General features: G+C 66.5%; 18 protein-coding genes. 11 read left to right on the plus strand and 7 right to left on the minus strand.

Annotation, left to right across the window (positions count from 1 at the left end; genetic code table 11):
• The first annotated feature begins 78 nt into the window (after positions 1–78).
• Positions 79–918: a YbaY family lipoprotein gene (locus DFR29_RS17615; RefSeq protein ID WP_166654173.1), complete on the plus strand. Its 840-nt coding sequence runs from the start codon at positions 79–81 to the stop codon at positions 916–918.
• Between the two features lie 52 nt (positions 919–970).
• Here DFR29_RS17615 and DFR29_RS17620 read toward each other — a convergent pair whose 3' ends face one another.
• Together DFR29_RS17620 and DFR29_RS17625 are read right to left on the minus strand one after the other, a co-directional pair.
• Positions 971–1816 (minus strand): AAA family ATPase, encoded by an 846-nt coding sequence (locus tag DFR29_RS17620; protein WP_133819939.1) that lies wholly within the window; start codon positions 1814–1816, stop codon positions 971–973.
• Between the two features lie 75 nt (positions 1817–1891).
• Positions 1892–4234 carry a Tex family protein gene (locus tag DFR29_RS17625; RefSeq protein ID WP_133819940.1) on the minus strand — a complete coding sequence of 781 codons (2343 nt, stop codon included), beginning with the start codon at positions 4232–4234 and terminating at the stop codon, positions 1892–1894.
• Positions 4235–4467: 233 nt separating this feature from the next.
• On the opposite strand from DFR29_RS17625, the gene DFR29_RS17630 reads away from it, so the two are divergent.
• On the plus strand, positions 4468–5073 hold the full coding sequence (locus tag DFR29_RS17630; protein WP_133819941.1) for an OmpW/AlkL family protein: 606 nt from the start codon (positions 4468–4470) through the stop codon (positions 5071–5073).
• Between the two features lie 195 nt (positions 5074–5268).
• Here the strand turns inward: DFR29_RS17630 and mnmG are convergent, their stop codons facing one another.
• Entirely contained in the window at positions 5269–7143 is a 1875-nt protein-coding gene (gene mnmG, locus DFR29_RS17635; protein ID WP_133819942.1) for a tRNA uridine-5-carboxymethylaminomethyl(34) synthesis enzyme MnmG, read from the minus strand.
• A gap of 586 nt (positions 7144–7729) precedes the next feature.
• Between mnmG and DFR29_RS17640 the strand changes: the two genes are divergently transcribed.
• Positions 7730–7930, plus strand: coding sequence for a hypothetical protein (locus tag DFR29_RS17640; protein ID WP_133819943.1), 201 nt, complete (start codon positions 7730–7732; stop codon positions 7928–7930).
• A gap of 146 nt (positions 7931–8076) precedes the next feature.
• On the opposite strand, the gene DFR29_RS29690 is transcribed toward DFR29_RS17640, so the two are convergent.
• Together DFR29_RS29690 and pepN are read right to left on the minus strand one after the other, a co-directional pair.
• A complete protein-coding gene (locus tag DFR29_RS29690; RefSeq protein WP_208113635.1) occupies positions 8077–8982 on the minus strand; it encodes a hypothetical protein in 906 nt (301 codons plus the stop codon).
• A 98-nt stretch (positions 8983–9080) separates the two neighbouring features.
• Entirely contained in the window at positions 9081–11717 is a 2637-nt protein-coding gene (gene pepN / locus DFR29_RS17650) for an aminopeptidase N (RefSeq protein WP_133819944.1), read from the minus strand.
• Positions 11718–11941: 224 nt separating this feature from the next.
• Between pepN and DFR29_RS17655 the strand changes: the two genes are divergently transcribed.
• Positions 11942–12910, plus strand: a complete 969-nt coding sequence (locus DFR29_RS17655; RefSeq protein WP_133819945.1) for a pyridoxal-phosphate dependent enzyme — start codon at positions 11942–11944, stop codon at positions 12908–12910.
• A gap of 57 nt (positions 12911–12967) precedes the next feature.
• Here DFR29_RS17655 and DFR29_RS17660 read toward each other — a convergent pair whose 3' ends face one another.
• Entirely contained in the window at positions 12968–13843 is an 876-nt protein-coding gene (locus DFR29_RS17660; RefSeq protein WP_133819946.1) for a DMT family transporter, read from the minus strand.
• Between the two features lie 176 nt (positions 13844–14019).
• On the opposite strand from DFR29_RS17660, the gene DFR29_RS17665 reads away from it, so the two are divergent.
• From DFR29_RS17665 to DFR29_RS17675, 3 genes are read left to right on the plus strand one after another with little or no spacing between them, the layout of a single operon-like run.
• Positions 14020–14448, plus strand: coding sequence for a ketosteroid isomerase-related protein (locus DFR29_RS17665; RefSeq protein WP_133819947.1), 429 nt, complete (start codon positions 14020–14022; stop codon positions 14446–14448).
• Positions 14448–15011, plus strand: coding sequence for a DNA-3-methyladenine glycosylase I (locus DFR29_RS17670; RefSeq protein WP_208113643.1), 564 nt, complete (start codon positions 14448–14450; stop codon positions 15009–15011). Before DFR29_RS17665 ends, DFR29_RS17670 begins: the two co-directional genes overlap by 1 nt.
• Positions 15008–15547 (plus strand): cytochrome b, encoded by a 540-nt coding sequence (locus DFR29_RS17675; RefSeq protein ID WP_133819949.1) that lies wholly within the window; start codon positions 15008–15010, stop codon positions 15545–15547. The genes DFR29_RS17670 and DFR29_RS17675 overlap by 4 nt, the downstream gene beginning before the upstream one ends.
• Positions 15548–15567: 20 nt before the next feature.
• Here the strand turns inward: DFR29_RS17675 and DFR29_RS17680 are convergent, their stop codons facing one another.
• Complete coding sequence (locus DFR29_RS17680) at positions 15568–16317, minus strand: FAD-binding oxidoreductase (RefSeq protein ID WP_133819950.1); 750 nt, start codon at positions 16315–16317, stop codon at positions 15568–15570.
• Positions 16318–16382: 65 nt separating this feature from the next.
• Between DFR29_RS17680 and DFR29_RS17685 the strand changes: the two genes are divergently transcribed.
• The 4 genes from DFR29_RS17685 (at position 16383) to DFR29_RS17700 (ending at position 22130) form a co-directional block, all read left to right on the plus strand.
• On the plus strand, positions 16383–17321 hold the full coding sequence (locus DFR29_RS17685) for an ABC transporter ATP-binding protein (protein ID WP_133819951.1): 939 nt from the start codon (positions 16383–16385) through the stop codon (positions 17319–17321).
• Between the two features lie 92 nt (positions 17322–17413).
• Positions 17414–18190, plus strand: coding sequence for an ABC transporter permease (locus DFR29_RS17690; protein WP_133819952.1), 777 nt, complete (start codon positions 17414–17416; stop codon positions 18188–18190).
• 162 nt (positions 18191–18352) lie between these two features.
• Complete coding sequence (locus DFR29_RS17695; RefSeq protein WP_166654174.1) at positions 18353–19363, plus strand: GGDEF domain-containing protein; 1011 nt, start codon at positions 18353–18355, stop codon at positions 19361–19363.
• Positions 19364–19529: 166 nt separating this feature from the next.
• Positions 19530–22130, plus strand: coding sequence for a putative peptide modification system cyclase (locus DFR29_RS17700; RefSeq protein ID WP_166654175.1), 2601 nt, complete (start codon positions 19530–19532; stop codon positions 22128–22130).
• Position 22131 lies beyond the last annotated feature (1 nt).

Below are 22131 nucleotides of genomic sequence, written 5' to 3' on the forward strand. Positions count from 1 at the left end.
GCCAAAGCCGCTAGGCTGCGCGGTCTTTATGCCGACGCAACGGCGCCGGCCACGATTCTACGTTTGCGGAGACCCATCGTGCAGAAGCTTGCCCTTCCCCTGCTGATCGCCAGCCTGGCCCTTGCGGCCTGCGGACAGTCCAACAATTCGGCCAACCAGCCCAAGACGACGGCGCAGGCGCCGGCGCCGACCGCGGTAACGGGCTCGGTCTCGCTGAAAGTGCCGGCTCCGGTCGGTGCAGGCACGGAGCTGAAGCTCGCCCTGGCCGATGTCAGCGTCAAGCCCGAGGCGATCATCGCCCAGAGCACGACCAATCCGGGCCAGCTGCCGGCACAGTTCTCGCTCTCGTTCGAGCCGGGCAAGATCGATCCGAATCATCTGTATGTGCTGAACGTCACCGTCAAGGACGGCGAACGCAACTACGTCGCGCCGCGCCAGTACCCGGTGCTGACCAAGGGCTCGGCGGCCAAGGTCGATGTGGTGCTGACGCCGGAACCGACGCCGTCGGAGAAAGTGGAAACCGAATACGCCGGCCTGCAGCGTGCGGTCGGCGGCATGAAGCGCGCCGAAGGCGCCAGCGAAGACGAAGCCAGCACCACGGCCTGGGACGGCTTCTTCGACAAGAACGGCCTGCGCTACATCCGCGAAATCATCGATTTCGGTGACAAGGGCCGCAACAACTATTTCTACGCCTACCGCGACGGCAAGCCCTTCGCCGTGTTCTTCGAACGCGTGCCGGCCATGGCGGAACGGCCCAATGCGGTCACCCGTGCGGGCTGGGACGAAGCCGGCACGCTGGTGCTCAAGACCAAGAAGGACGGCGGTACGGTCAGCGTGCTGGCCGATGCCGAAGCCAAGACGCTGTACGACCGCGCCGTGGCGAAATACGACGTCATTTCGAAGAAGACGCCGAAGTAATCATCGGGCAACGACCACGGCGCGCCGGCAGGTCCGGCGCGCCGTTGTTTTGTCAGCTGCTGCCGCGGCGCGCCATGAACGCAATGCGTTCGAACAGTTGAACATCGGCTTCGTTTTTCAACAGTGCGCCGTACAGCGGCGGAATCGACTTTTTCGCGTTGCGCTCGCGCAGCGTCTCCACGGCCAGGTCTTCGGCCAGCAGCAGCTTGAGCCAGTCCAGCAGCTCTGACGTGGTGGGCTTCTTCTTCAGGCCCGGCGTTTCGCGCAGGCTGAGGAAGGCGCTCAGCGCCTCGTGCAGCAATTCGCGCTTCAGGCCTGGAAAGTGCACTTCCACGATCGCCGCGAGCGTGTCTGCATCGGGAAAGCGGATGTAGTGGAAGAAGCAGCGGCGCAGGAATGCGTCGGGCAGCTCCTTCTCGTTGTTCGACGTGATCATCACGATGGGCCGGTGCGTCGCGCTGACGGTCTGGCCGGTTTCGTAGACATGGAAATCCATGCGATCCAGCTCGCGCAGCAGATCGTTGGGGAATTCGATGTCGGCCTTGTCGATCTCGTCGATCAGCACCACGGCGCGGGTTTCGCTCTTGAACGCCTGCCACAGCTTGCCCGGCACGATGTAGTTGGCGATGTCGGTCGCGCGCGACTCACCCAGCTGCGAATCGCGCAGGCGCGCCACCGCATCGTATTCGTACAGGCCGTGCTGGGCCTTGGTGGTGGATTTGATATGCCACTCGATCAGCGGCGCGCCCAGGGCGCGCGCCACTTCCTCAGCCAGCAGGGTCTTGCCGGTGCCCGGCTCGCCCTTGATCAGCAACGGCCGCTGCAGGGCGATGGCCGCATTCACGGCGAGCTTCAGTTCGTCGGTGGCGACGTAGCGGTCGGTGCCTTCAAAACGCATGGGCGGGTCCGTCGTTGGAGGGTTGCAGGGGAATGCCGGCGGCACGGCGGAAATGCGCCGCGCCGCCGGAACCCGTCAGTTCCGCTTGGCTTTCGCGAACGCGTCGGCAAACGCGTTGTTCGACGGCGGCGGCGCACCGCCGGGCTTGGGACCGGCATTGCGCGGCGCGTTGTCGCGGCGCGGGCCGCGGGAATCCGGCCGATTGCCACCACCGGGTGCCGCCGGGGCGCCCGGCTTCGCGGCTTCGCCGATCGGATCGTCCAGACGCATGGTCAGGGCGATGCGCTTGCGCGGCAGGTCCACTTCCAGCACCTTGACCTTGACCACGTCGCCGGCCTTGACCACTTCGCGCGGGTCTTTCACGAACTTGGTGGACAAGGCGGAAACGTGTACCAGTCCGTCCTGGTGCACGCCGATGTCGACGAAGGCACCGAACGCGGCGACGTTGGAGACGCGGCCTTCCAGCACCATGCCGGGCTTGAGGTCCTTCAGGTCTTCCACGCCTTCGGCAAACGCCGCGGTGACGAACTCGGGACGCGGGTCGCGGCCGGGCTTTTCCAGTTCCTTGAGGATGTCCTTGACCGTGGGCAGGCCGAAGGTGTCGTCGGTGAACTGCTCGGCACGCAGGGTTTTCAGGAACGCGCCGTCGCCGATGATCTGCTTCACCTCGCGGCCGCAGGCCTTGATGATGCGCTCGACGACGGGATAGGCCTCGGGATGCACGGTAGATGCATCCAGCGGGTTGTCGCCGGCGGCGATGCGCAGGAAGCCGGCGCACTGTTCGTAGGCCTTGTCGCCCAGGCGCGGTACTTTCTTCAGTTGTTCACGTGTACGGAATGCGCCATTGGCGTCGCGGAACTTGACCACGTTTTCCGCCACCGAGGCACTCAGCCCGGCCACGCGCGCAAGCAGCGGCGCCGAAGCCGTGTTCACGTCCACGCCGACGGCGTTGACGCAGTCTTCGACGCGGGCATCCAGCGCCCGCGCCAGCTTCACCTGGTTGACGTCGTGCTGGTACTGGCCGACGCCGATCGCCTTGGGTTCGATCTTGACCAGTTCGGCCAGCGGGTCCTGCAGGCGCCGCGCGATCGACACCGCGCCGCGCAGGCTGACGTCCATGTCGGGAAATTCCTTGGCCGCGGTTTCCGAGGCCGAATAGACCGAGGCGCCGGCTTCGCTGACGACGACCTTGGCCAGCTTGAGTTCCGGCGCCTTCTTCATCAGTTCGCCGACCAGCTTGTCGGTTTCGCGCGAGGCGGTGCCGTTGCCGATGGCGACGAGGTTGACGCCGTACTGGCGGCTCCAGGCCGCCAGCTGGGCAAGCGACTGGTCCCACTGGTTTTTCGGTTCGTGCGGATAGATGACGCCGGTGCCGAGCACCTTGCCGGTGCCGTCGACGACGGCGACCTTGCAGCCGGTGCGTATGCCCGGGTCCAGGCCCATCACGACCTTGGGGCCGGCCGGCGCGGCCAGCATCAGGTCCTTGAGGTTGTCGCCGAATACGCGGATCGCCTCGTCCTCGGCCGATTCGCGCGTCTTGCCGAACAGGTCCAGGGCCAGGTGCAGGTGCAGCTTGATGCGCCAGGTCTGGCGGCAGGTGTCCAGCAACCAGGCATCGGCCGGGCGGCCGCGCTGGGCGATGCCGAAATGCACGGCGACGCGGCCTTCGGCTTCGAGATGGCCCTGGTCTGGCTCGGTGGTCGGCTCCAGTTCCAGATCGAGGATGCCTTCGTTGCGCGCGCGAAACAGCGCCAGCATGCGATGCGAGGGAATTGCCTTGATCGGTTCGGCGTGGTCGAAATAGTCGCGGAACTTGGCGCCTTCGTTTTCCTTGCCGGCGACCACCTTGGCGCGGACCTGGCCGCGTTCGGTCAGCCAGCTGCGCAGCTCACCGACCAGGGCGGCATCTTCGGAGAATTCTTCCAGCAGGATGGCGCGGGCGCCGTCCAGCGCCGCCTTGATGTCGGCGACGCCTTTTTCCGCGTCGATGAAGCCGAGGGCGACTTCTTCCGGCTTTTGCGTCGGATCGCCGCGCAGGCCGTCGGCCAGCGGCTGCAGGCCGGCTTCCCGGGCGATCTGCGCCTTGGTGCGGCGCTTGGGCTTGTAGGGCAAGTATAAATCTTCTAATCTTGCCTTTGTATCGGCCTCCAGGATTTCCTTTTTCAGTTCGTCGGTCAGCTTGCCCTGTTCGGCGATGCTGGCCACGATCGCCGCACGGCGTTCTTCGAGTTCGCGCAGATAGCGCAGCCGCTCTTCCAGGTTGCGCAGCTGGGTGTCGTCGAGGCCGCCGGTGACTTCCTTGCGGTAGCGGGCGATGAAGGGAACGGTGGCGCCGCCGTCCAGCAGCTCGATGGCGGCCTGCACCTGGGCGGGCTTGGCGAGGATTTCTTCGGCAATCTTGCGTTCGATCGTGAGCATGAAACCTGGTCTTCCTGTTTGGACAGCGGCGGCAGACTCCCGCTGCGCGCCGGGGCCGGAATTTTAGTGCCTTTGGCGTCGCTTGGGTCGCCTGCTGCGCAGTAAATCGGCATCACCGCCTCGCTTTGCCCGCATTTGCTGCCGGCGGTTGCCGGTTTGATTCAGATCAAGGGCGCGTACGCGCGGCGCTGCGAGGATGTATCCACCTTTTTCCACGATACAGGCGATCGACGATGCGTATTCAAGCGATGTTTGCCACCCTCGCCCTGCTCGGCGCAAGCGGCAGCGCAATGGCACAGGACTTTGTCTTCAAGGTCGGCGCACACCAGGTCTCGCCGCGCTCGGACAACGGCCGCCTGGCCAACGGTGCGCTGCAGGCCGATGTGTCCGGCGACTGGCGGCCGACCTTCTCGCTGGAGTATTTCCTCGGCGAGAAGTGGGGAGTGGAACTGCTCGCTGCAACGCCGTTCAAGCACGAGGTACGTCTTAATGGCGTGCGCGCTGCCGAGGTGTCGCACCTGCCGCCGACGCTGTCGCTGAAATATCACTTCGCGCGCAACAGCCGCATTTCGCCCTTCGTCGGCATAGGCCTGAACTACACCGCGTTCTTCGACGTGCACGAGAGCGGCCCGCTGGCCGGCACGCAACTGAGCCTGAGCAAGTCCTGGGGTGCCGCCGCACAGGCCGGCGTGGATTTCGCGATCAACGACAAATGGCTGTTCGCCGTCGATCTGCGCTGGATGGACATCGACACGCAGGCCCGCGTCAACGGCACCAAGGTCGGCACGGTCCATATCGACCCGCTGGCCTACGGCATCGCCCTGGGCTACCGCTTCTGAGCGCCGTGCAGACCAGCGCCGCGCCTGGCTGAGCGACTGGCGTGCCGCGATCATGACGTTCGTGGCCTACAGCGTGACGCCCACGCCATGGCCTGCATGTTGTATACAAACGAAAATGAAACAAACGCAGCGCCACGGACAAAGCGGAACTCCACCTGCACGCCCGCGACAGCGTATGAACCGGTACCGCGCGGCCTAGGCTGCGCGGCGCTTCAGGTGCACCAGCAGCAATGAAATCGCCGCCGGCGTCACGCCGGCGATGCGGCTGGCCTGGCCTATGGTCTGCGGTAGCGAACGCGTCAGCTTCTGCGCCACCTCGGCCGACAGGCCGCCGACCAGCGCGTAGTCGAAACCCGGCGGAATGGCCGTGTCTTCGTGGCGGCGCTGGCGCTCAATCTCGTCGCGCTGGCGCTGCAGATAGCCGGCGTACTTGACGCCGATCTCCACCTGTTCGGCCACGGCCGTGTCGCTGACGCCCGGGCCTATGCCGTCGACGACGGCCAGCTTGCGGTAGTCCAGCTCGGGCCGGCGCAGCAGGTCTAGCGCACTGGATTCCCGCGACAAGGCGACGCCGAGCGTCGACTCGACGGCCCGCCCCAGCGCATTGCCCGGCGCCGCCCAGATCGCTGCGAGACGCGCGGTCTCAGCCTCGACGGCAGCACGTTTGGCGCAGAGCGCTTCGTAGCGCGCCCGGTCGACACAGCCCAGCGCGTAGCCCTGTTCGGTCAGGCGCAGATCGGCATTGTCTTCGCGCAGCTGCAGGCGGTACTCGGCGCGCGAGGTGAACATGCGATAGGGCTCGGTGGTGCCGTTGGTGATCAGGTCGTCCACCAGCACGCCGAGATAGGCCTCGTCGCGGCGTGGCGTCCAGGCCGGCTGGCCCTGCGCCGCGCGCGCGGCATTCAGGCCGGCCAGCAGCCCCTGCGCGGCGGCTTCCTCGTAGCCGGTGGTGCCGTTGATCTGGCCAGCGAAATACAGGCCGTCCAGCGCCTTGGTTTCCAGCGAGGCCTTGAGCCCGCGCGGATCGAAATAGTCGTATTCGATCGCATAGCCGGGACGCACGATATGCGCCTGTTCGAAACCCTTGATCGAACGCACCAGCTCCAGCTGCACGTCGAACGGCAGCGAGGTGGAAATTCCATTCGGATAGATTTCCACGGTTTCCAGTCCTTCGGGTTCGATGAAGATCTGGTGCGCGTCCTTGTCGGCGAAGCGTACGACCTTGTCTTCGATCGACGGGCAGTAGCGCGGCCCGACGCCTTCGATCTTGCCCGTATACAGCGGCGAGCGGTCGAGCGCGCCGCGGATGATGTCGTGGGTGCGCTCGCTGGTGTGAGTGATCCAGCACGGCACCTGGCGCGGATGCTCCGCGACGCTGCCGAGGAACGACATCACCGGCATCGGATCGTCGCCGGGCTGCGGCTGCAGGCCGCTGTAGTCGATGCTGCGGCCGTCGATGCGCGGCGGCGTGCCGGTCTTGAGGCGGTCGGCACCGAGGGCGAATTCGCGCAGGCGCAGGGCCAGGGTGGTGGCCGGCGGATCGCCGGCGCGGCCGCCGGCATAGTTGGCGAAACCGATATGGATCTTGCCGGCCAGAAAGGTGCCGGCCGTCAGCACCACGCAGGCAGCGCGGAAGCGCAGGCCCATCTGGGTGACTACGCCGACCACGCGCGAGCCTTCGACAATCAGGTCGTCCACAGCCTGCTGGAACAGGTTCAGGTTTGGCTGGTTTTCCACAAAGCGGCGAATCGCCGCCTTGTACAGGGCACGGTCGGCCTGGCAGCGCGTCGCCCGTACGGCAGCACCTTTGGATGCATTGAGTACTCGCCACTGGATGCCGGCGCTGTCGGCGGCGCGGGCCATGACACCGCCCAGCGCGTCGATTTCCTTGACCAGATGCCCCTTGCCGATGCCGCCGATGGCCGGGTTGCAGCTCATCTGGCCGATCGTGTCGATGTTGTGGCTGAGCAGCAGGGTGCGCGCGCCGCAGCGGGCAGCGGCCAGGGCCGCTTCGGTGCCGGCATGGCCACCGCCGATCACGATGACATCGTAGGAAACGCTGAAATCCATGGCGGCAGCTGAAGTCTGGAGGCGGGGGAAACAGGCCGGATTCTAGCGGCTGCTGCGCCGCGGCGCAGAAAACAACACGGCCGCCGGCTCAGAATCGAACTACGGCGCAGGGTTGGCACGCCCCCTGCATTACCCTTTTCGCACTCCCACCGACGCACGGCGTTTGCGAGCACGTCGATAGTCGGAATTCAGGGGCCGGCTCTGCGTCGGTGGGAGGACGCACCAAGGACAGCTGCGGCGAGGTATCTATTCTCAGGGGGATAGAGGCTGGCGCCCGGCGGTCTTAGGAACAGGGGGAATCCAAGAGGACCGTGTGCCGGGCGCCAGTAACCGGGAAACGCCGCAGATGCGCAAGCACTGCGGCGTTTTGTTTTGGCCCGGACAGAGTAGCCCTGGCCAGCATTAGCAAACCGTGAAACAGATCGAACAATTTTCCAGTAGTGGCAGATTGCAGTCACGGTCAGTAAACGACACACCGCGTCACCTCCTGGTTTTTTCGTGTCAACCGTGATCAAACCTGCAGATTCCCGACGTTGGCACGCGAACTGCATCACAGATTGCGCAGCGAAAAACAGGGGAAAACCAGATGAACGCCATCACCGAATCCACCCTCAAAGTGAATCCGCTGTTCATGCGCGCCGATTTGCTGATCGAAGTGGGCAAGCTGAAACTGGCCATCGCCTCGATCCGCGGCCAGCGTGCATCGAACGAAGCCGAGCCGCTGGTAGCGCCGCTGGCTTCGCGTATCGCCTGCCTCACTGAAGCACTGGGCCGCCTTAGCGCCTGAACCGTCTCTCTCCTCCGCGCCCGACCCGCGCGGACTTGCACAAGGCCTCATGTTTTGAGGCCTTTTTTTTGCGTCTTTTTTTCGCCGGATCTGGCCTTGGCGGCCATACCGGCGAAGCCCTGCCTGCTGCAGGGCTTCGCCGTCGCTCAGCGGCGTTGTTCGCTGCGGCCACCACCACCATCGCGTACCGGCGCACTGCTCGGCACCGAACGCGGACTGAAGCTGGGCGCGCGATCGAACGAGGGGGCGCTGGGTGCGCTGCGTATCGGCTGGGGAGCAAATTCCCGCACCGGCGCCGGCGCGCGGCCCGACGTCGGCGCACGGCCAGGCGCCTGTCCACCGAATTGCGCATCGCGGAACGCGGGTCCGGTACGGATGGGACGGCTATCGCGTTCGGGAATGCCGGCGCCGTTCACGCCGGGCTGGAAGCGCTGCGGCCGTTCGCCCTGGCGCCACTGGCTTTCGCGCATCGGCGCCGATTCGCCGCGGCGCTGGCGCGGCACGCCGTAGTAAGGATCGACAGCGTCTGTCCTAAGCTGCCGCGTTTCGTCAGCGCCGCCCCAACGGTTGGGACCGCGCAGGCGCCCGCCGTCGCTGTTGAGGGGAGCGGCCAGACGCCCCGGACCAGCCAGGGCAGCCGCCGAATCGCGGCTGCCGGGCGGCATTTCGCGCCGCATGGCAGCGATCGCGGCGTTTTCGCCACGCACGTTGGCGACGCGGTTGCGTGCTTCCTGCTGACGCTGCCAGTGCGACCAGTCGTAGAAATTGCCGCCCCACCAGACGTCGTACCAGGGCGAGTAATTCCAGCCGGCGTAGTAGGAGCCGTATCCGTACGGTGACCAGCCGCCATAGAAGCCATGCGGCGCCCAGAACGGATCGTAGAAACCGTAGCCACCGAAGCCGCTGCCATAGCCGTAGCTCAGATAGCCGTAGCTGGACGGCGCGTAATCGCGCTCATAGTAATAATCGGCCGAGCCGTCCCGGTAGTAGCTGGTACTGGCGCAGCCGGCAAGAGCGAGGGCAGCGGTCAAAGCGATCAGGGCGCGGCGCATGGCAATCACCTCATGGCAGTCGTCGGCGGCAGTGTAGCGCTGCCGCCGTTAACTTCTGTTGATACACGGAGCTTATATCTGGCCGCCACGGCGCAGGTTCAACCCAGCGTCCTGCGCAGTATGTCGGCCAGATCCTGCGAGCTGTCGCGCCGGACCAGGCGCTGCAGACTCGCCTGCAGCAGACGGCGCCGGGCGGGTTCCAGTCGCGCCCAGTCTTTCAGCGCCGTGGCCAGGCGGGCCGCTGTGGTCGGGTTGAGTGCGTCGATCTGGGCCAATGCCTGTTCAATCAGGACATAACCCGCACCATCCGGACGATGAAATGCCGGCAGATTGCGCACGGCAAAGTTCTGCAGCAGTGCCGAGACACGGTTCGGATTGCGCAGGCTGAAACGCGGATGCGCCATCAGTGCGGCGACGCGCTCTACCGTATCGCTGCGCGGCGCCTGGGCCTGCAGCACGAACCATTTGTCCAGCGTGACCGGGTCGGCATCGTAGCGGCAGGCGAAATCGTCCAGGGCCGGCTGCGCCTGCTCGGCGCCGGCCGCGAGCAGTGCTGCCAGGCAGGCCAGGCGTTCGGTCATGGCCGGTGCTTCGGCATAGCGCTGCGCTGCCATGGCCGCGGCGGCAATCGGCTCCACGCGCAGCCATAGCCGCAGGCAGCGGTTGAGCAGGCGTCGGCGCGCGCGCGCAGCACCGTCGAGATCGCCACGCTCGGCCTGCAGCAGCTGCGCATGGCGCGCGCGCAGTGCGTTCGCGCCCAGGCGCTGAGCCAAGGCCTGCTCCAGTGCTTCGCGTGCTGTATGCGCAGCGGCCGGATCCAGCGGATCGCAGGACTGCGCCAGATCGTTCAGTTCCGGCGGCGTCAGCAGTTCGGCCAGCAACGCCGGATCGAGCGCCGCCTGCGGGAACAGTTCCGCCAGGGTGTCGCACCAGGTGCCCAGCTCGGGCACCACGGGCGCGCCCGCGAGGCAGCCGGCGAAGGCCAGCCTGGCCAGCTGCTGCGCGGCTTCCCAGCGATTGAATCCGTCGCTTTCGAAACGCAGCAGGAAAGCCAGATCGGCCGCACCCAGGCCTGCGTCCAGGCGCACCGGCGCGGAAAAGCCGCGCAACAGCGACGCCACACGGGGCGCATCGATATCCTGGAATTCGAACCGGGCGCGGTCGCTGTCGAATTCCAGCACGCGTTCGCCCGGCGCATCGGCCGAGTCGTGCAGACGCAAGGGCAAGGCCTTGCCGTCGTCGCCGAGCAAGGCCAGGCGCAGCGGAATCGGCAGCGCCTGCTTGTGCGGCTGTCCCGGCGTTGCCGGCGTGTGTTGCTGCAGATCAAGCCGGTAGCAGCGCTGCGCCGCATCGTATTCGCCGCGTGCCTGCAGCTGCGGCGTGCCGGCCTGGGCATACCAGCGCAGATACGGCGAGAGATCGCTGCCGTCGGCGCTGCCCAGCGCGGCGAGGAACTGCTCTACCGTTGCCGCCTCGCCGTCGTGGCGAAGGAAATATTCGTCCATGCCGCGACGCCAGGCCGCCGCACCCAGGCGCCCGGCGATCATGCGCACCAGTTCCGCGCCCTTGTCGTAGACGGTCGCGGTATAGAAATTGTCGATCGCGCTGTACTGCTCGGGCCGCACCGGATGCGCCAGCGGGCCGGCATCTTCGATGAACTGCGAGCGGCGCAGGATCTGCACGTCTTCGATGCGTTTGAGCGTGGCCGAATTCATGTCGGCGGAAAACTGCTGCTCGCGGTAGACCGTCAGGCCTTCCTTCAGCGACAGCTGGAACCAGTCGCGGCAGGTGACCCGGTTGCCGGTCCAGTTGTGGAAATATTCGTGGGCGACGATGGCCTCGACATGGGCGTAGTCATCGTCGCTGGAATGCTGCGGATCGGCCAGCAGGTACTTCGCGTTGAAGATGTTGAGGCCCTTGTTTTCCATCGCGCCCATGTTGAAATCGTGGGTTGCGACAATGTGGAAAACATCCAGGTCGTAGTTGCAGCCGTACTGCTGCTCGTCCCAGCGCATGGCGCGCACCAGGGCGTCCATGGCGTAGCCGCAGCGGGCGATGGCGTCGCCTTCGGCGAAGATGCGCAGCATCACGGCGCGGCCGTCGGCAGTCCGGTATTCCTGCTCGATCTTTTCCAGCCGGCCGGCGACCAGGGCGAACAAATAGCAGGGCTTGGGATGCGGATCGACCCACGCGACCCAGTGGCGGCCGTCTTCCAGCTCGCCGCTGCCGGCGGGATTGCCGTTGGCCAGCAGCACCGGGAAACGCTGCCGGTCGGCGCGCAGCAGCACGTGGAATTTCGCCAGCACGTCGGGCCGGTCCGGATACCAGGTGATGCGGCGAAAGCCTTCGGCTTCGCACTGGGTCAGCAGGAAGCCGTGTTCGGCGCTGCCCGACAGATACAGGCCGGACAAGGCGCTGTTGGCTGCCGGATCGATCAGGGCCAGCGTTTCCAGCACGCAGACCGCTGGCAGCTGTTCGATGCGCAGCGAGGTTTCGTCGAGCGTGTACTGCGTGTCGGCCAGCTCGCGCCCGTCGACGCGGATGGCCTGCAATTGCAGGCCGGCACCGTCCAGCACCAAGGCCTGCGGCGTGACGCCGCTGCGGCGCAGATGCAGCCGCGCCCGTACCTGGGTAACGGAAATGCCGAGATCGAATTCGAGTTCGACCTCGTCCACGCGCCAGGCTGGCGCAACGTAGTCGGCGAGTCGGACAACGCCGTTTTGAGCAGAGGACATAGCGGGAATCTTCAAAGAATCGGAATCGGTTTGGCAGGTACAACCTGCCCATGTCGCGCAGGCCGCCCATCGCCGGCTGGGCAAGGGTCTGGCCGGGCACCGCAAGACAAGGCCAAGCCCGCAAGCCGCGGCGCGAGAACCCCTTCGTGTCGTCGCCAGCGCTGGCAATGGCGGCGCCGCGCAGGCTAGCACGGCACCGTCGGGCGCTGTATCGTCCGGCAGTCATGCAAACCTCTTTCCGAGTCACCCTCGCCGACGTGCGCGACGCCGCGGCACGCATCGCATCCCATGCCCAGGTCACACCGCTGCTGCGTTCGCGCAGCCTCGATGCGCTGGCCGGCGCCGAGCTGTTTTTCAAGGGCGAACACCTGCAGCGCATGGGCGCCTTCAAATTCCGCGGCGCGTGCAATGCAGTCTGGTCGCTGGACGAAGACACCGCCCGCCGCGGCGTGGTGACGCATTCGTCCGGCAACCACGGCGCTGCGCTGGCACTGGCCGCGTCGACCCGCGGCATCGCCTGCCACGTGGTGGTTCCCGCTGGCGCGGTCAAGGCCAAGCTCGATGCCATCGAACGCTACGGCGCCACCTTGCATCCCTGCGCCGCCACGCTGGCCGCACGCGAAGCCACGGCAGCACAGGTACAGAGCGCCACCGGCGCCAGCCTGGTACACCCATATACCGATGAGCGCGTGATCGCCGGCCAGGGCACTGCCGGCCTGGAGCTGATGCAGCAAAGCGGCGGCATCGACGTGCTGATCGCCCCGGTCGGCGGTGGTGGCCTGATCAGCGGCTGTGCCATCGCCACGCGCGGCATCGACGCTGGCGTCAGCGTGTATGCAGCCGAACCCGAAGGTGCGCCCGATGCCTACGAATCCTTCCGCCGCGGTGAACGCTTTACCGACATTGTGCCGGACACCATCGCCGACGGCCTGCGCGGCGCCATCGGCGAAATCAACTACAGCCTGATGCGCGAACACGTGAAAGCGGTGCTGCCGGTCAGCGAAGCCGAAATCGTCGCCGCGATGCGCCTGATCTGGGAGCGACTGAAACAAGTGGTGGAACCGTCCAGCGCGACAGCGCTCGCGGCCATCCTGCGCCATCGCGACTATTTCGCCGGCAAGCGCGTCGGTGTCGTGCTGTCGGGCGGCAATGTGGATATTGACGCACTGCCCTGGATCAAGGCGCAGGGCTGACGCCTGCGCGGTACTGTCGAAGATGCCGCATTCGGCCCACCGACGCCGTCTCGCCCATCAGGTTCGCGATGGCCGGCTGATACCGAACAGGGCCGCGCCGATCAGCAGCATGCCGGCGGCTTCGGCGGCATCGGGCCGCTCGCCCAGCAACAGCCAGGCCAGCAGCACGCCGCCCAGCGGCACGGCCAGACTGACCAGGCCAGCCAGGGTAGCGGGCAGGCGCTGCACGATCAGCGCCCACAGCACCCAGGCCAGGCCCGAGGCCAGCACCGCGTTATAGGCCAGGCCCCAGCCGAAACCCGCCGTCCAGGCGATTTCGCGCTCGGGCACGCAGGCGGCCAGCAGGCACAGGCCGATTGCACCGGCCCCCATCTGCCAGGCAGTCAGGCGCAACGGCGTAACGCTGCCGTCGGCGAAGGCCTTTTTGGCAATGACCACAGCCACGGCCCAGGCCAGTCCGCTGATCAAGGCGAGCAGTGCGCTGCGCAGGCCGCCAAGCCCGGCCCAGGGCTGCAATACCAGCAGCAGGCCCGCCGCTGCCACGGCAGCGAAGGCGAGCCGGCGCCGGTCGGGCCGCTCGCGCAACAGCGGCCAGGCCAGCAAGAGCAGCCAGAACGGCATCGTGTAGGCGAGCAAGGCGGTCTTGCCGGCGCCGCCGTCGACCAGCGCCCATTGCACCAGCGCCTGGAATGCCGTGGTCTGGGCCAGACCCAGCAGCAGGACCGCACGCCAGGGCGGTGGGCGCAGGGTTTCACGCCGCAGCAGCAGTACCAGGAACAACACCAGCGTCGCCAGCACGGCGCGGATCGCGGCAAACTCGAACGGTCCCGAGTACGCCAGCACCTGCTTCATCACGACCCAGTTGTAGCTCCACACCAGGGTCAGCACGGCGAGCGCCAGCAAGGCACCGCGGCGGGAAGCAGATTCGGTCATGACGAGGCGGCAGCCAGGAAAACCGCGATGATAAAGGCAAGCACCGCACCAGCCGGACTTCCCGCGCGATTGCGCCGCCGCGCCGGCCTGCGCAAAACGGCTGCAAGCACCGGGCATGGCGGCTATGCTTGGGCTCCCCGCCACCTAGCGGCATCGATCGCCGGCCGGAGCTGTACATGATCATCGACGGCGTGCGCGCCATGGATCGCGCAACCGAACTGTTGCTGCGCTATTACACCGCGTTCAACCGCGCCGACTGGGACAGCATGCTGGGCTGCCTCAGCCAGGACGTGAAGCACGACGTGAACCAGGGCCAGCGCGAAATCGGCCGCGACGCGTTCCGCGTTTTTCTCGCCCGCATGAACCGCTGCTACAGCGAGCAGCTGCGCGATATCGTCGTGATGGCCAATGCCGACGGCTCACGCGCCGCGGCGGAATTCGTCGTCCACGGCCAGTACCTGGCCAGCGACAGCGGCCTGCCCGAAGCGCATGGCCAGCACTACATCCTGCCGGGCGGCGCGTTCTTCGAGATCGCCGACGGCCAGATCGCCCGCGTCACCAACTACTACAACCTCGACGACTGGCTGGCACAGGTGCGCGCGTGATCAGGCGCTGCAGCTGGGCCGAGAGCAGCGACAGCGAACGCGACTATCACGACAGCGAATGGGGCCGGCCCTTGCACGGCGACCAGGCTCTGTTCGAGTTTCTTTGCCTGGAAGGCGCCCAGGCAGGACTGTCCTGGCGCACTATCCTGGAGAAACGCGCCAACTATCGACGCGTCTTCCACAATTTCGACATCGACCGCTGTGCGCGCCTGAGCGACAAGGCTCTGGAAAAGGCCCTGCTCGATGCGGGCATCGTGCGCAACCGGCTAAAGGTATATGCAGTGCGGCGCAATGCGCTGGCCGCCCAGGCGGTGCAGAAAGAACACGGTAGTCTTGACGCTTATCTGTGGTCCTTCGTCGATGGCAGGCCGATCGACAATGCCCCGCGCCAGCGCGGCGACGTGCCGGCCAGCACCGAGTTGTCCGACCGCTTGAGCAAGGCACTGAAGAAGAAAGGCTTCACCTTCGTCGGCACCACCATCTGCTACGCCTTCCTGCAGGCCACGGGCATGGTCAACGACCATTTCGCCGACTGTTTCTGCCGCACCCAGGCCACGCCATGAACGAACTCGCGCCCAGCCGCTATTCCCGCGCTGTACGCCTGCTGCACTGGACTACGCTGGCGCTGCTGATCGTCGTCTATGCGACGGCGGAATTGCGCGGCTTCGCCCCGCGCGGCAGCGGCCTGCGCGCGCAGGTGATGCAATGGCACATGTTTCTGGGCGTGCTGGTTCTGCTGCTGGTGCTGCCGCGCATCGGCGCGCGCCTGGCGCGGCCGGCACCAGCCATCCTGCCACCACCGGCACGGCTGCTGGCGCTGGCGGCGAAGGCGACGCATCTGCTGCTGTATGCCTTCCTGGTCTTGCAGCCGCTGCTTGGCCTTATCACCGCGCAGAGCGGTGAGCGCGCCGTGGTGATTCCGCTGCTGCAATGGCCGCTGCCGCTGCTGTTCGGCCCCGACCACGACCTGCACGAAATCAGCGAAGACCTGCACGTCGGCCTGGGCAAGATCTTCTACGCCGTGATCGGCCTGCACGCAGTTGCGGCGCTCTGGCATCACTTCGTGGTCAGGGACAACACGCTGCGGCGCATGCTGTAGCCACGCCGCAACGATATTCGCTATTTGGAAGAAATATACTTTTCACGGCGGATATGCGGCACCGGCAGGCCGGCTTCCTTGAGCAGGCCGAAGGACTCATCGACCATGTTCGGATTGCCGCACAGATAGGCGATGTCGCCTTCGGCGCTGGGCGCCAGTTCGTTCAGCAGCAGCTGCACATGGCCGCGGCGGTCCTGCGTACGCGGCAACGAACGCGCATGGCGCGACAGGCAGGTGTAATAGCGGAAACCCGGTACCTCGCGTTCGAACGCGCTGAAATCGGCGTCGTAGAGCAGTTCGTGCTCGTTGCGCGCGCCGAAGATCAGGTTCACTTCGCAACCGCGCGCGGCGATCACCTTGCGCAATTGCGGCAGCATGGCGCGGTAGGGCGTGATGCCGGTGCCGGTGCCGACCAGCAGGTAGCGCTGGTTGGCATCGTTGTCGAACAGGCAGAAGCGGCCATAGGGGCCGCTGGCCGTGATCGTCTCGCCTTCCATCAGGTTGGCCAGCAGGGCAGTGGCCGCGCCGCCTTCCACGTAGGAGACGGCAATCTCGATCTGGCCGATCGGGCTGGCGTCGCCGGCGCCGATCGTGGCGACCGAATAACTGCGCTTGGTCGGCTTGCCGTCGGCGTAGTGAAAATGCACCTGGATGAACTGCCCCGGCGCAAACACGAACGGCAGGCCGTCGGCGCGCTCGAACACGAGATGGCGCACCGCTTCGGCGAGCATATAGCTGGAGACGAGGCGCAACGGAAACTGTTCGGCCACGGGACGAGACCAATCGGCGGCAAAGGGGGCCGTATACTACCCGCCCCCACCCCAACCTGCAGCCCATGAGCAACGCTCCCGCGCTGGAAGTCCGCGACCTGACAAAAACCTATGCCACCGGCGTGCAGGCCCTCAAGGGCGTGTCGCTGCAGGTGGAGCCCGGCGATTTCTTCGCCTTGCTCGGCCCCAACGGCGCCGGCAAGTCCACCCTGATCGGCATCCTGTCGTCGCTGGTCAACGCCAGCAGCGGCGAAGTGCAGATCTTCGGCCGCTCCGTCCACCGCGACCGCGGTGGCGCCATGCAGCTGATCGGGCTGGTGCCACAGGAACTGAACTTCAACCAGTTCGAGTGCCCGTTCGACATCTGCGTCAACCAGGCCGGCTTCTACGGCATTCCGCGGCGCATCGCCTGCGAGCGGGCGGAGAAATACCTGCGCCAGCTCAGCCTCTGGGAAAAGAAGGACGTCGCCGCGCGCACCCTGTCCGGCGGCATGAAGCGGCGCCTGATGATCGCCCGGGCGATGATGAACGAGCCCAGGCTGCTGATCCTCGACGAACCCACCGCCGGCGTCGACATCGAAATCCGCCGCTCGATGTGGAAGTTCGTCAGCGAAATCAACCGCGCCGGCACCACGGTCATCCTGACCACGCACTATCTCGAAGAAGCCGAGCAGCTCTGCCGCAACATCGCCATCATCGACAAGGGCAACATCATCGAGAACACCTCGATGAAGCAGCTGCTGGCCAAGCTCGATGTGGAAACCTTCGTGCTCGACGTGGCCCATCTTCCCGATCCCCTGCCCCAGGTCGCCGGCGTGCGCCTGACGGCAGTCGATGCGCATACGCTGGAAGCGGAAATGTCGCGCACGCACGACCTGAATTCTCTGTTCGCCGGCCTGAGCGCGCGCGGTGTCACCGTCACCTCCATGCGCAACAAGGCCAACCGGCTGGAAGAACTGTTCGTACGCCTGGTCGAAGGCAACAACGGCAAGGCGGCCGCCTGAACGCCGCGTGCAGCACAGCGGCGCCGCCGCAGCGCCGCTGCGGCGGCGGGAAATTGTCTTTTTGTATCTTTCGCCTCTTTTGACAAGACCCCATGCAGACCCAAGCAAACCTGGTTGCACTAGGCACCATCGTCAGGCGCGAAGTCGCGCGCATCCTGCGCATCTGGGGCCAGACCCTGCTGCCGCCGGCAATCACGATGACGCTGTATTTCTTCATCTTCGGCAACATGATCGGCGGACGCATCGGCGAAATGCAGCCGGGCATCAGCTATATCGATTTCATCGTGCCGGGCCTCATCATGATGAGCGTGATCCAGAACGCCTACGGCAATATTTCCAGCTCGTTCTTCGGCTCGAAGTTCGGCCGCTACGTCGAGGAAATGCTGGTGTCGCCGATGCCGAGCTGGGTGATCCTGGCCGGCTACGTCACCGGCGCAGTGGTGCGCGGGCTGATGGTCGGTGCGATCGTGCTGGGCGTGGCGATGTTCTTCACGCATATCCGCCTGCACCACGTCTTCGTCACCCTGACCACCTTCCTGCTCACCGCCGTGGTGTTCGCCCTGGCCGGTTTCGTCAACGCGGTATATGCGAAGAAGTTCGACGACATCGCCATCGTGCCGACCTTCATCTTGACCCCGCTGACCTACCTGGGCGGTGTGTTCTATCCGGTCAGCAGCCTGGCCGAACCCTGGCATACGATTTCCCTGGCCAACCCCATCGTCTACATGGTCAATGCCTTCCGCTACGGCCTGCTCGGGGTCAGCGACGTGAACCTCTACGTGGCCTATGGCGTGATGCTGCTGGCGGCGGCGGTACTGGCAGGCTTTGGCCTGTTCCTGCTCAAGCGCGGTGTCGGCCTGCGTGCCTAGTGGCGTCCAGCGGATGAACCGGACGAGCGAGCAGCTGCCGATTTGCCCGTTACAGGCGACTGGCCGCGGCCGCTGGCCTGCCCGGAAGCCTGATGTAAGATGACCGGTCATAACAGCGGTTCCCCGGGGGATTTCGTGGTCATGGTCAGTCCTGGAGCTTCCTTGGCGGAATCCGCGACCCCCGGCAATGCCTTCGCCCGCACCCGACCTAGCTTCCTGCCACGGCAGCTGTCAGACGCGGAACTCGCCCTGTTCGTCAGCGCTGGCCAGCGGCGCGAGCTGATTCCCCGCGAGATGATTTTCCGCAAGGGCGAACTTGGCCGCGCCATGTTCGTGATCGAATCGGGCACGATCCAGCTGGAATTCGGCGACGGCATGCCCGACAAGCTGATCGGCGCGCGCGAATTCTTCGGCGAGCTGGCGCTGTTCATCGGCAACCACGCACGCGTGGCCAATGCGGTCGCGGCCGAGACCTGCGTGCTGCGCGTGATCGAGCACGCCGCGTTCGAGAGCCTGCTGCAGACCGAGGCGGCGTTGCTGGCGCAGTTCATGCGCCGCTCTTTTTCCTACCTGGTCGCAAGCGAGCAGCAGCTGATCCAGAGCCTCAAGCGGCGCAACGAAGACCTCATGGTCACGCTCGATTCGCTGCGCCATACCCAGACCCAGCTGTCCACCGCCGAACGCCTGGTGCGCACCGACGAGCTCACCGGGCTGTGCAACCGGCGCGGGCTTTATCACTACCTCGACGAGCTGGGACTGCGCCGCGCAGCGGGCATGCGCCTGGGCCTGCTGCTGATCGACATCGACCGCTTCAAGCAGATCAACGATCACTACGGCCACCTGACGGGCGACCTGGCCCTGCGCGCGGTGGCGGCCGAAGTGCAGCAGGCCGCCGCTGCCTGCGACCTGCCCTGCCGCCTGGGCGGCGACGAGTTCGCCCTGCTGGTGCTGGTGCGCGATGCGAACGAACTGCGCGATCGCGCCATGCAGATCGCCGAAGGCGTGCGCGCGCTGCGGTTTCGTGCACCGGCCGAAGGGCTGCAGGTATCGGTCAGCATCGGCGGCAGCCTGTGCCACGAAACGGCCGAATGGTCGGCCTGGTATAGCGATTCGGACTGCGCCCTGTACCTGGTCAAAGGCGAGGGCGGCGACAATTGCCGCGTGATTGCCTAGGCCATCGCCCCCTGCCGTCGCCAGTCTGCACAGGCCCAGGCCGGCGACGGGCAACACCTGCGCATTGCTCTCTTTCACTACAAAGTAAAGTTTTCACCTCTGGCGCAAGACTTGCGCACGTTGCAAGATGCCGCATTCTGTACTGCCCCGGACGGCCGGAGGCTGCATGCGTGCGGTGGAAGCACCTGAACTGATCAGTCCGCCGCCTGGCGGCATGCCGGTACTGCGCACCCTGGCATTGTGCGATCTGGTCGATTCGACTTCCCTGGTCGAGCGTCTCGGCGACCAGGCCGCTGCGGCGTTGCTGCGCCGGCACGACCGCGTCGCCCGCGACCTGGTGCTGCGCCACTACGGCCATGAAATCGACAAGACCGACGGCTTCCTGGTGCTGTTCGAACGGCCGGTCCAGGCGATCGCCTTCGCCCTGGCCTATCAGCGCGCCTTGTGCGGGCTCAGCCGCGAATTCAACCAGCCACTGCGCGCTCGCATCGGCCTGCACGTCGGCGATGTGTTGCTGTGGCAGAACTCCAGCGACGATGTCTCCCACGGCGCCAAGCCGGTAGAGCTGGAAGGCCTGGTCAAGCCGGTGACTGCGCGCCTGGCTGGCCTGGCCCTGCCCGGGCAGATACTCATGTCGGGCGTGGCTGCTTTCCTGGCCCAGCGGCCACAACAGGAACTGGGCCCGGCCAGCGTGCGCTGGATCAACCACGGCCGCTATCGCTTCAAGGGCGTGCCCGAGCCGCTGCACGTCTATGAGGTGGGCGAAACCGGTGTCGCGCCGCTGCGCGCGCCGCCGTATTCCGGCAAGGCCTGGCGCGAAGTGCCCTGGTGGCGGCGGCCGGCCAGCCTGGCCATCGAGGCCAGCCTGCTGCTGGTGCTGCTGCTGATGGGCGCCTGGTCGCTGCTGCGCCCGGAGCCGGCAATCGCCTTCGCCGAACGCGACTGGGTGGTCATGGGCAGCCTGGCCAACCTGACCGGCGAGACGCGCTTCGACGACGCCTTGCCGACCGCATTCCGCATCGGCCTGGAGCAGTCCGGCCACGTCAACGTGGTAGCGGACCTTCAGGTGCGCAATGTCTTGCAGCGCATGGAGCGCGACCCGGCCAGTACGCCGGTCGATCGCCAGGTCGGCGCGGAAATCGCCCTGCGCGACGGTGCCCGGGCGGTGATCCTGCCGTCGCTGGCCGAAATCGGCGGTCGCCTGCGCGTTACCGCCGAAGTGATCGATCCCAAGACCCAGGCCACGGTGTATTCGGAAACCAGCGACGGCCTGGGGCCGGACTCGGTGGTCGAATCGGTAGACCGGGTGGTGCACAAATTGCGTGCGCGCCTGGGCGAGGTGCTGATCGACGTATCCAGTCCGTCGGAACGGCTGGACAAGGTCACCACCGCCAATGTCGAAGCCCTGCGCGCCTATTCGCTGGGCGAGCGCGAACGCGTGCATGGCAACCTGGACGAAGCCATCGTCTACTTCGAACACGCCCTGCAGCTGGACGAACATTTCGCCGCCGCCATGCTGGGCGTGGCCAAGGCCTACCACGACAGCGGCAAGCCGGACCAGGCACAGCAGACCCTGGAGCGTGCCGCCAGCCTGCGTTCGCGCCTGTCTTCGCGCGATTCGCTGCACGTCGACGCCATGCAGGCCAGCCTGCGCGCACCGGCCGAGGCACTGGTGAAGTGGCGCGTGCTGGCGCGGCTGCATCCGGATTTCTATCCAGGCCACGGCGCGCTGGCGTATTTCGGCTGGCGCACCGGCAACCGCTTCGACGAGGCCATCGCCGCAGCCCAGCGCTGCGCCGATCCGCACAATCCGCATGCCGCTGCCGCGCAGCTGTTGCTCGGCCTGCTGCAACTGGGGCAGGAGCATTTCGCCGATTCCGCTGCCAGCCTGCGCGCCGCCGCTGCCGCCGGATTCAGCCGGCCCGAATATCTCGCCGCCACCCAGGCCGCGCAACGCCAGTTCAGCCAGGCCCAGGCCACCCTGGCCCAGCTGCAGGCCAATGCCCAGCGCGCCGGCGATCCGGAAATCGAGCGCATCCGCCTGACCGTCGCAGCCGACCGCGGCGATGCGAAGCAGGTACAGGTTTCCTACAAGGCGCTTTGCGCTGCCGCCGACAGCAGCCCCACGCCCTGGTGCCACAGCCTGGGCCTGGGCCTGGCCGCAGCAGGATTGCTGGAAGCGCCCGCCACAGGCGGCGCCGATGCGGCCGGCGGCGGCGGCCAAGCCGACGCGCGCTTCATCGCCGCAGCCGACGCTTACTGGCATGCACGCAGCGGCAATGCAGCCGCCGCGCGCGCGCGGCTGCAGCAGGCGGTTGCGCCCGACACGGGCAACTACCCCAGCCTGGCCGGCATGCGCGAGGTGGCAGCGGCAGAGATATCCCGCGCCGCCGGCGGCGATGCGGCAAAAGCCGTGGCGCAGCTGCGCAAACTGGTCGACGGCGACGAACTGCTGCTGACCCATATCGCCCTGCTCGACGCGCTGCGCGCGGGCAAGGACTGGGCTGGCGCACGCGAGCAGGCGCAATGGCTGACGACGCGACGCGGCCGCGCCTACGCCGAATACAACGGCGACTGGCTGCTCAACCCGTTCTATGCGGCCTATTCCAACCTGGCGCAGCTCGACCTGGCCGAGATCGAACTGGCCGCCGGTAACCGCAGCGCCGCGCGTGCCGCACTGGCGCAGTTCCGCAGCGCCTGGCCACAGGCCGCACAACGGCCGGCGCTGGCCGGCCGGCTGGACAAACTGGAAACCGCGCTGCGCTGAT

The organism is Tahibacter aquaticus (genome assembly GCF_004363655.1).
In the GTDB taxonomy this organism is placed as follows: Bacteria; Pseudomonadota; Gammaproteobacteria; order Xanthomonadales; family Rhodanobacteraceae; genus Tahibacter; species Tahibacter aquaticus.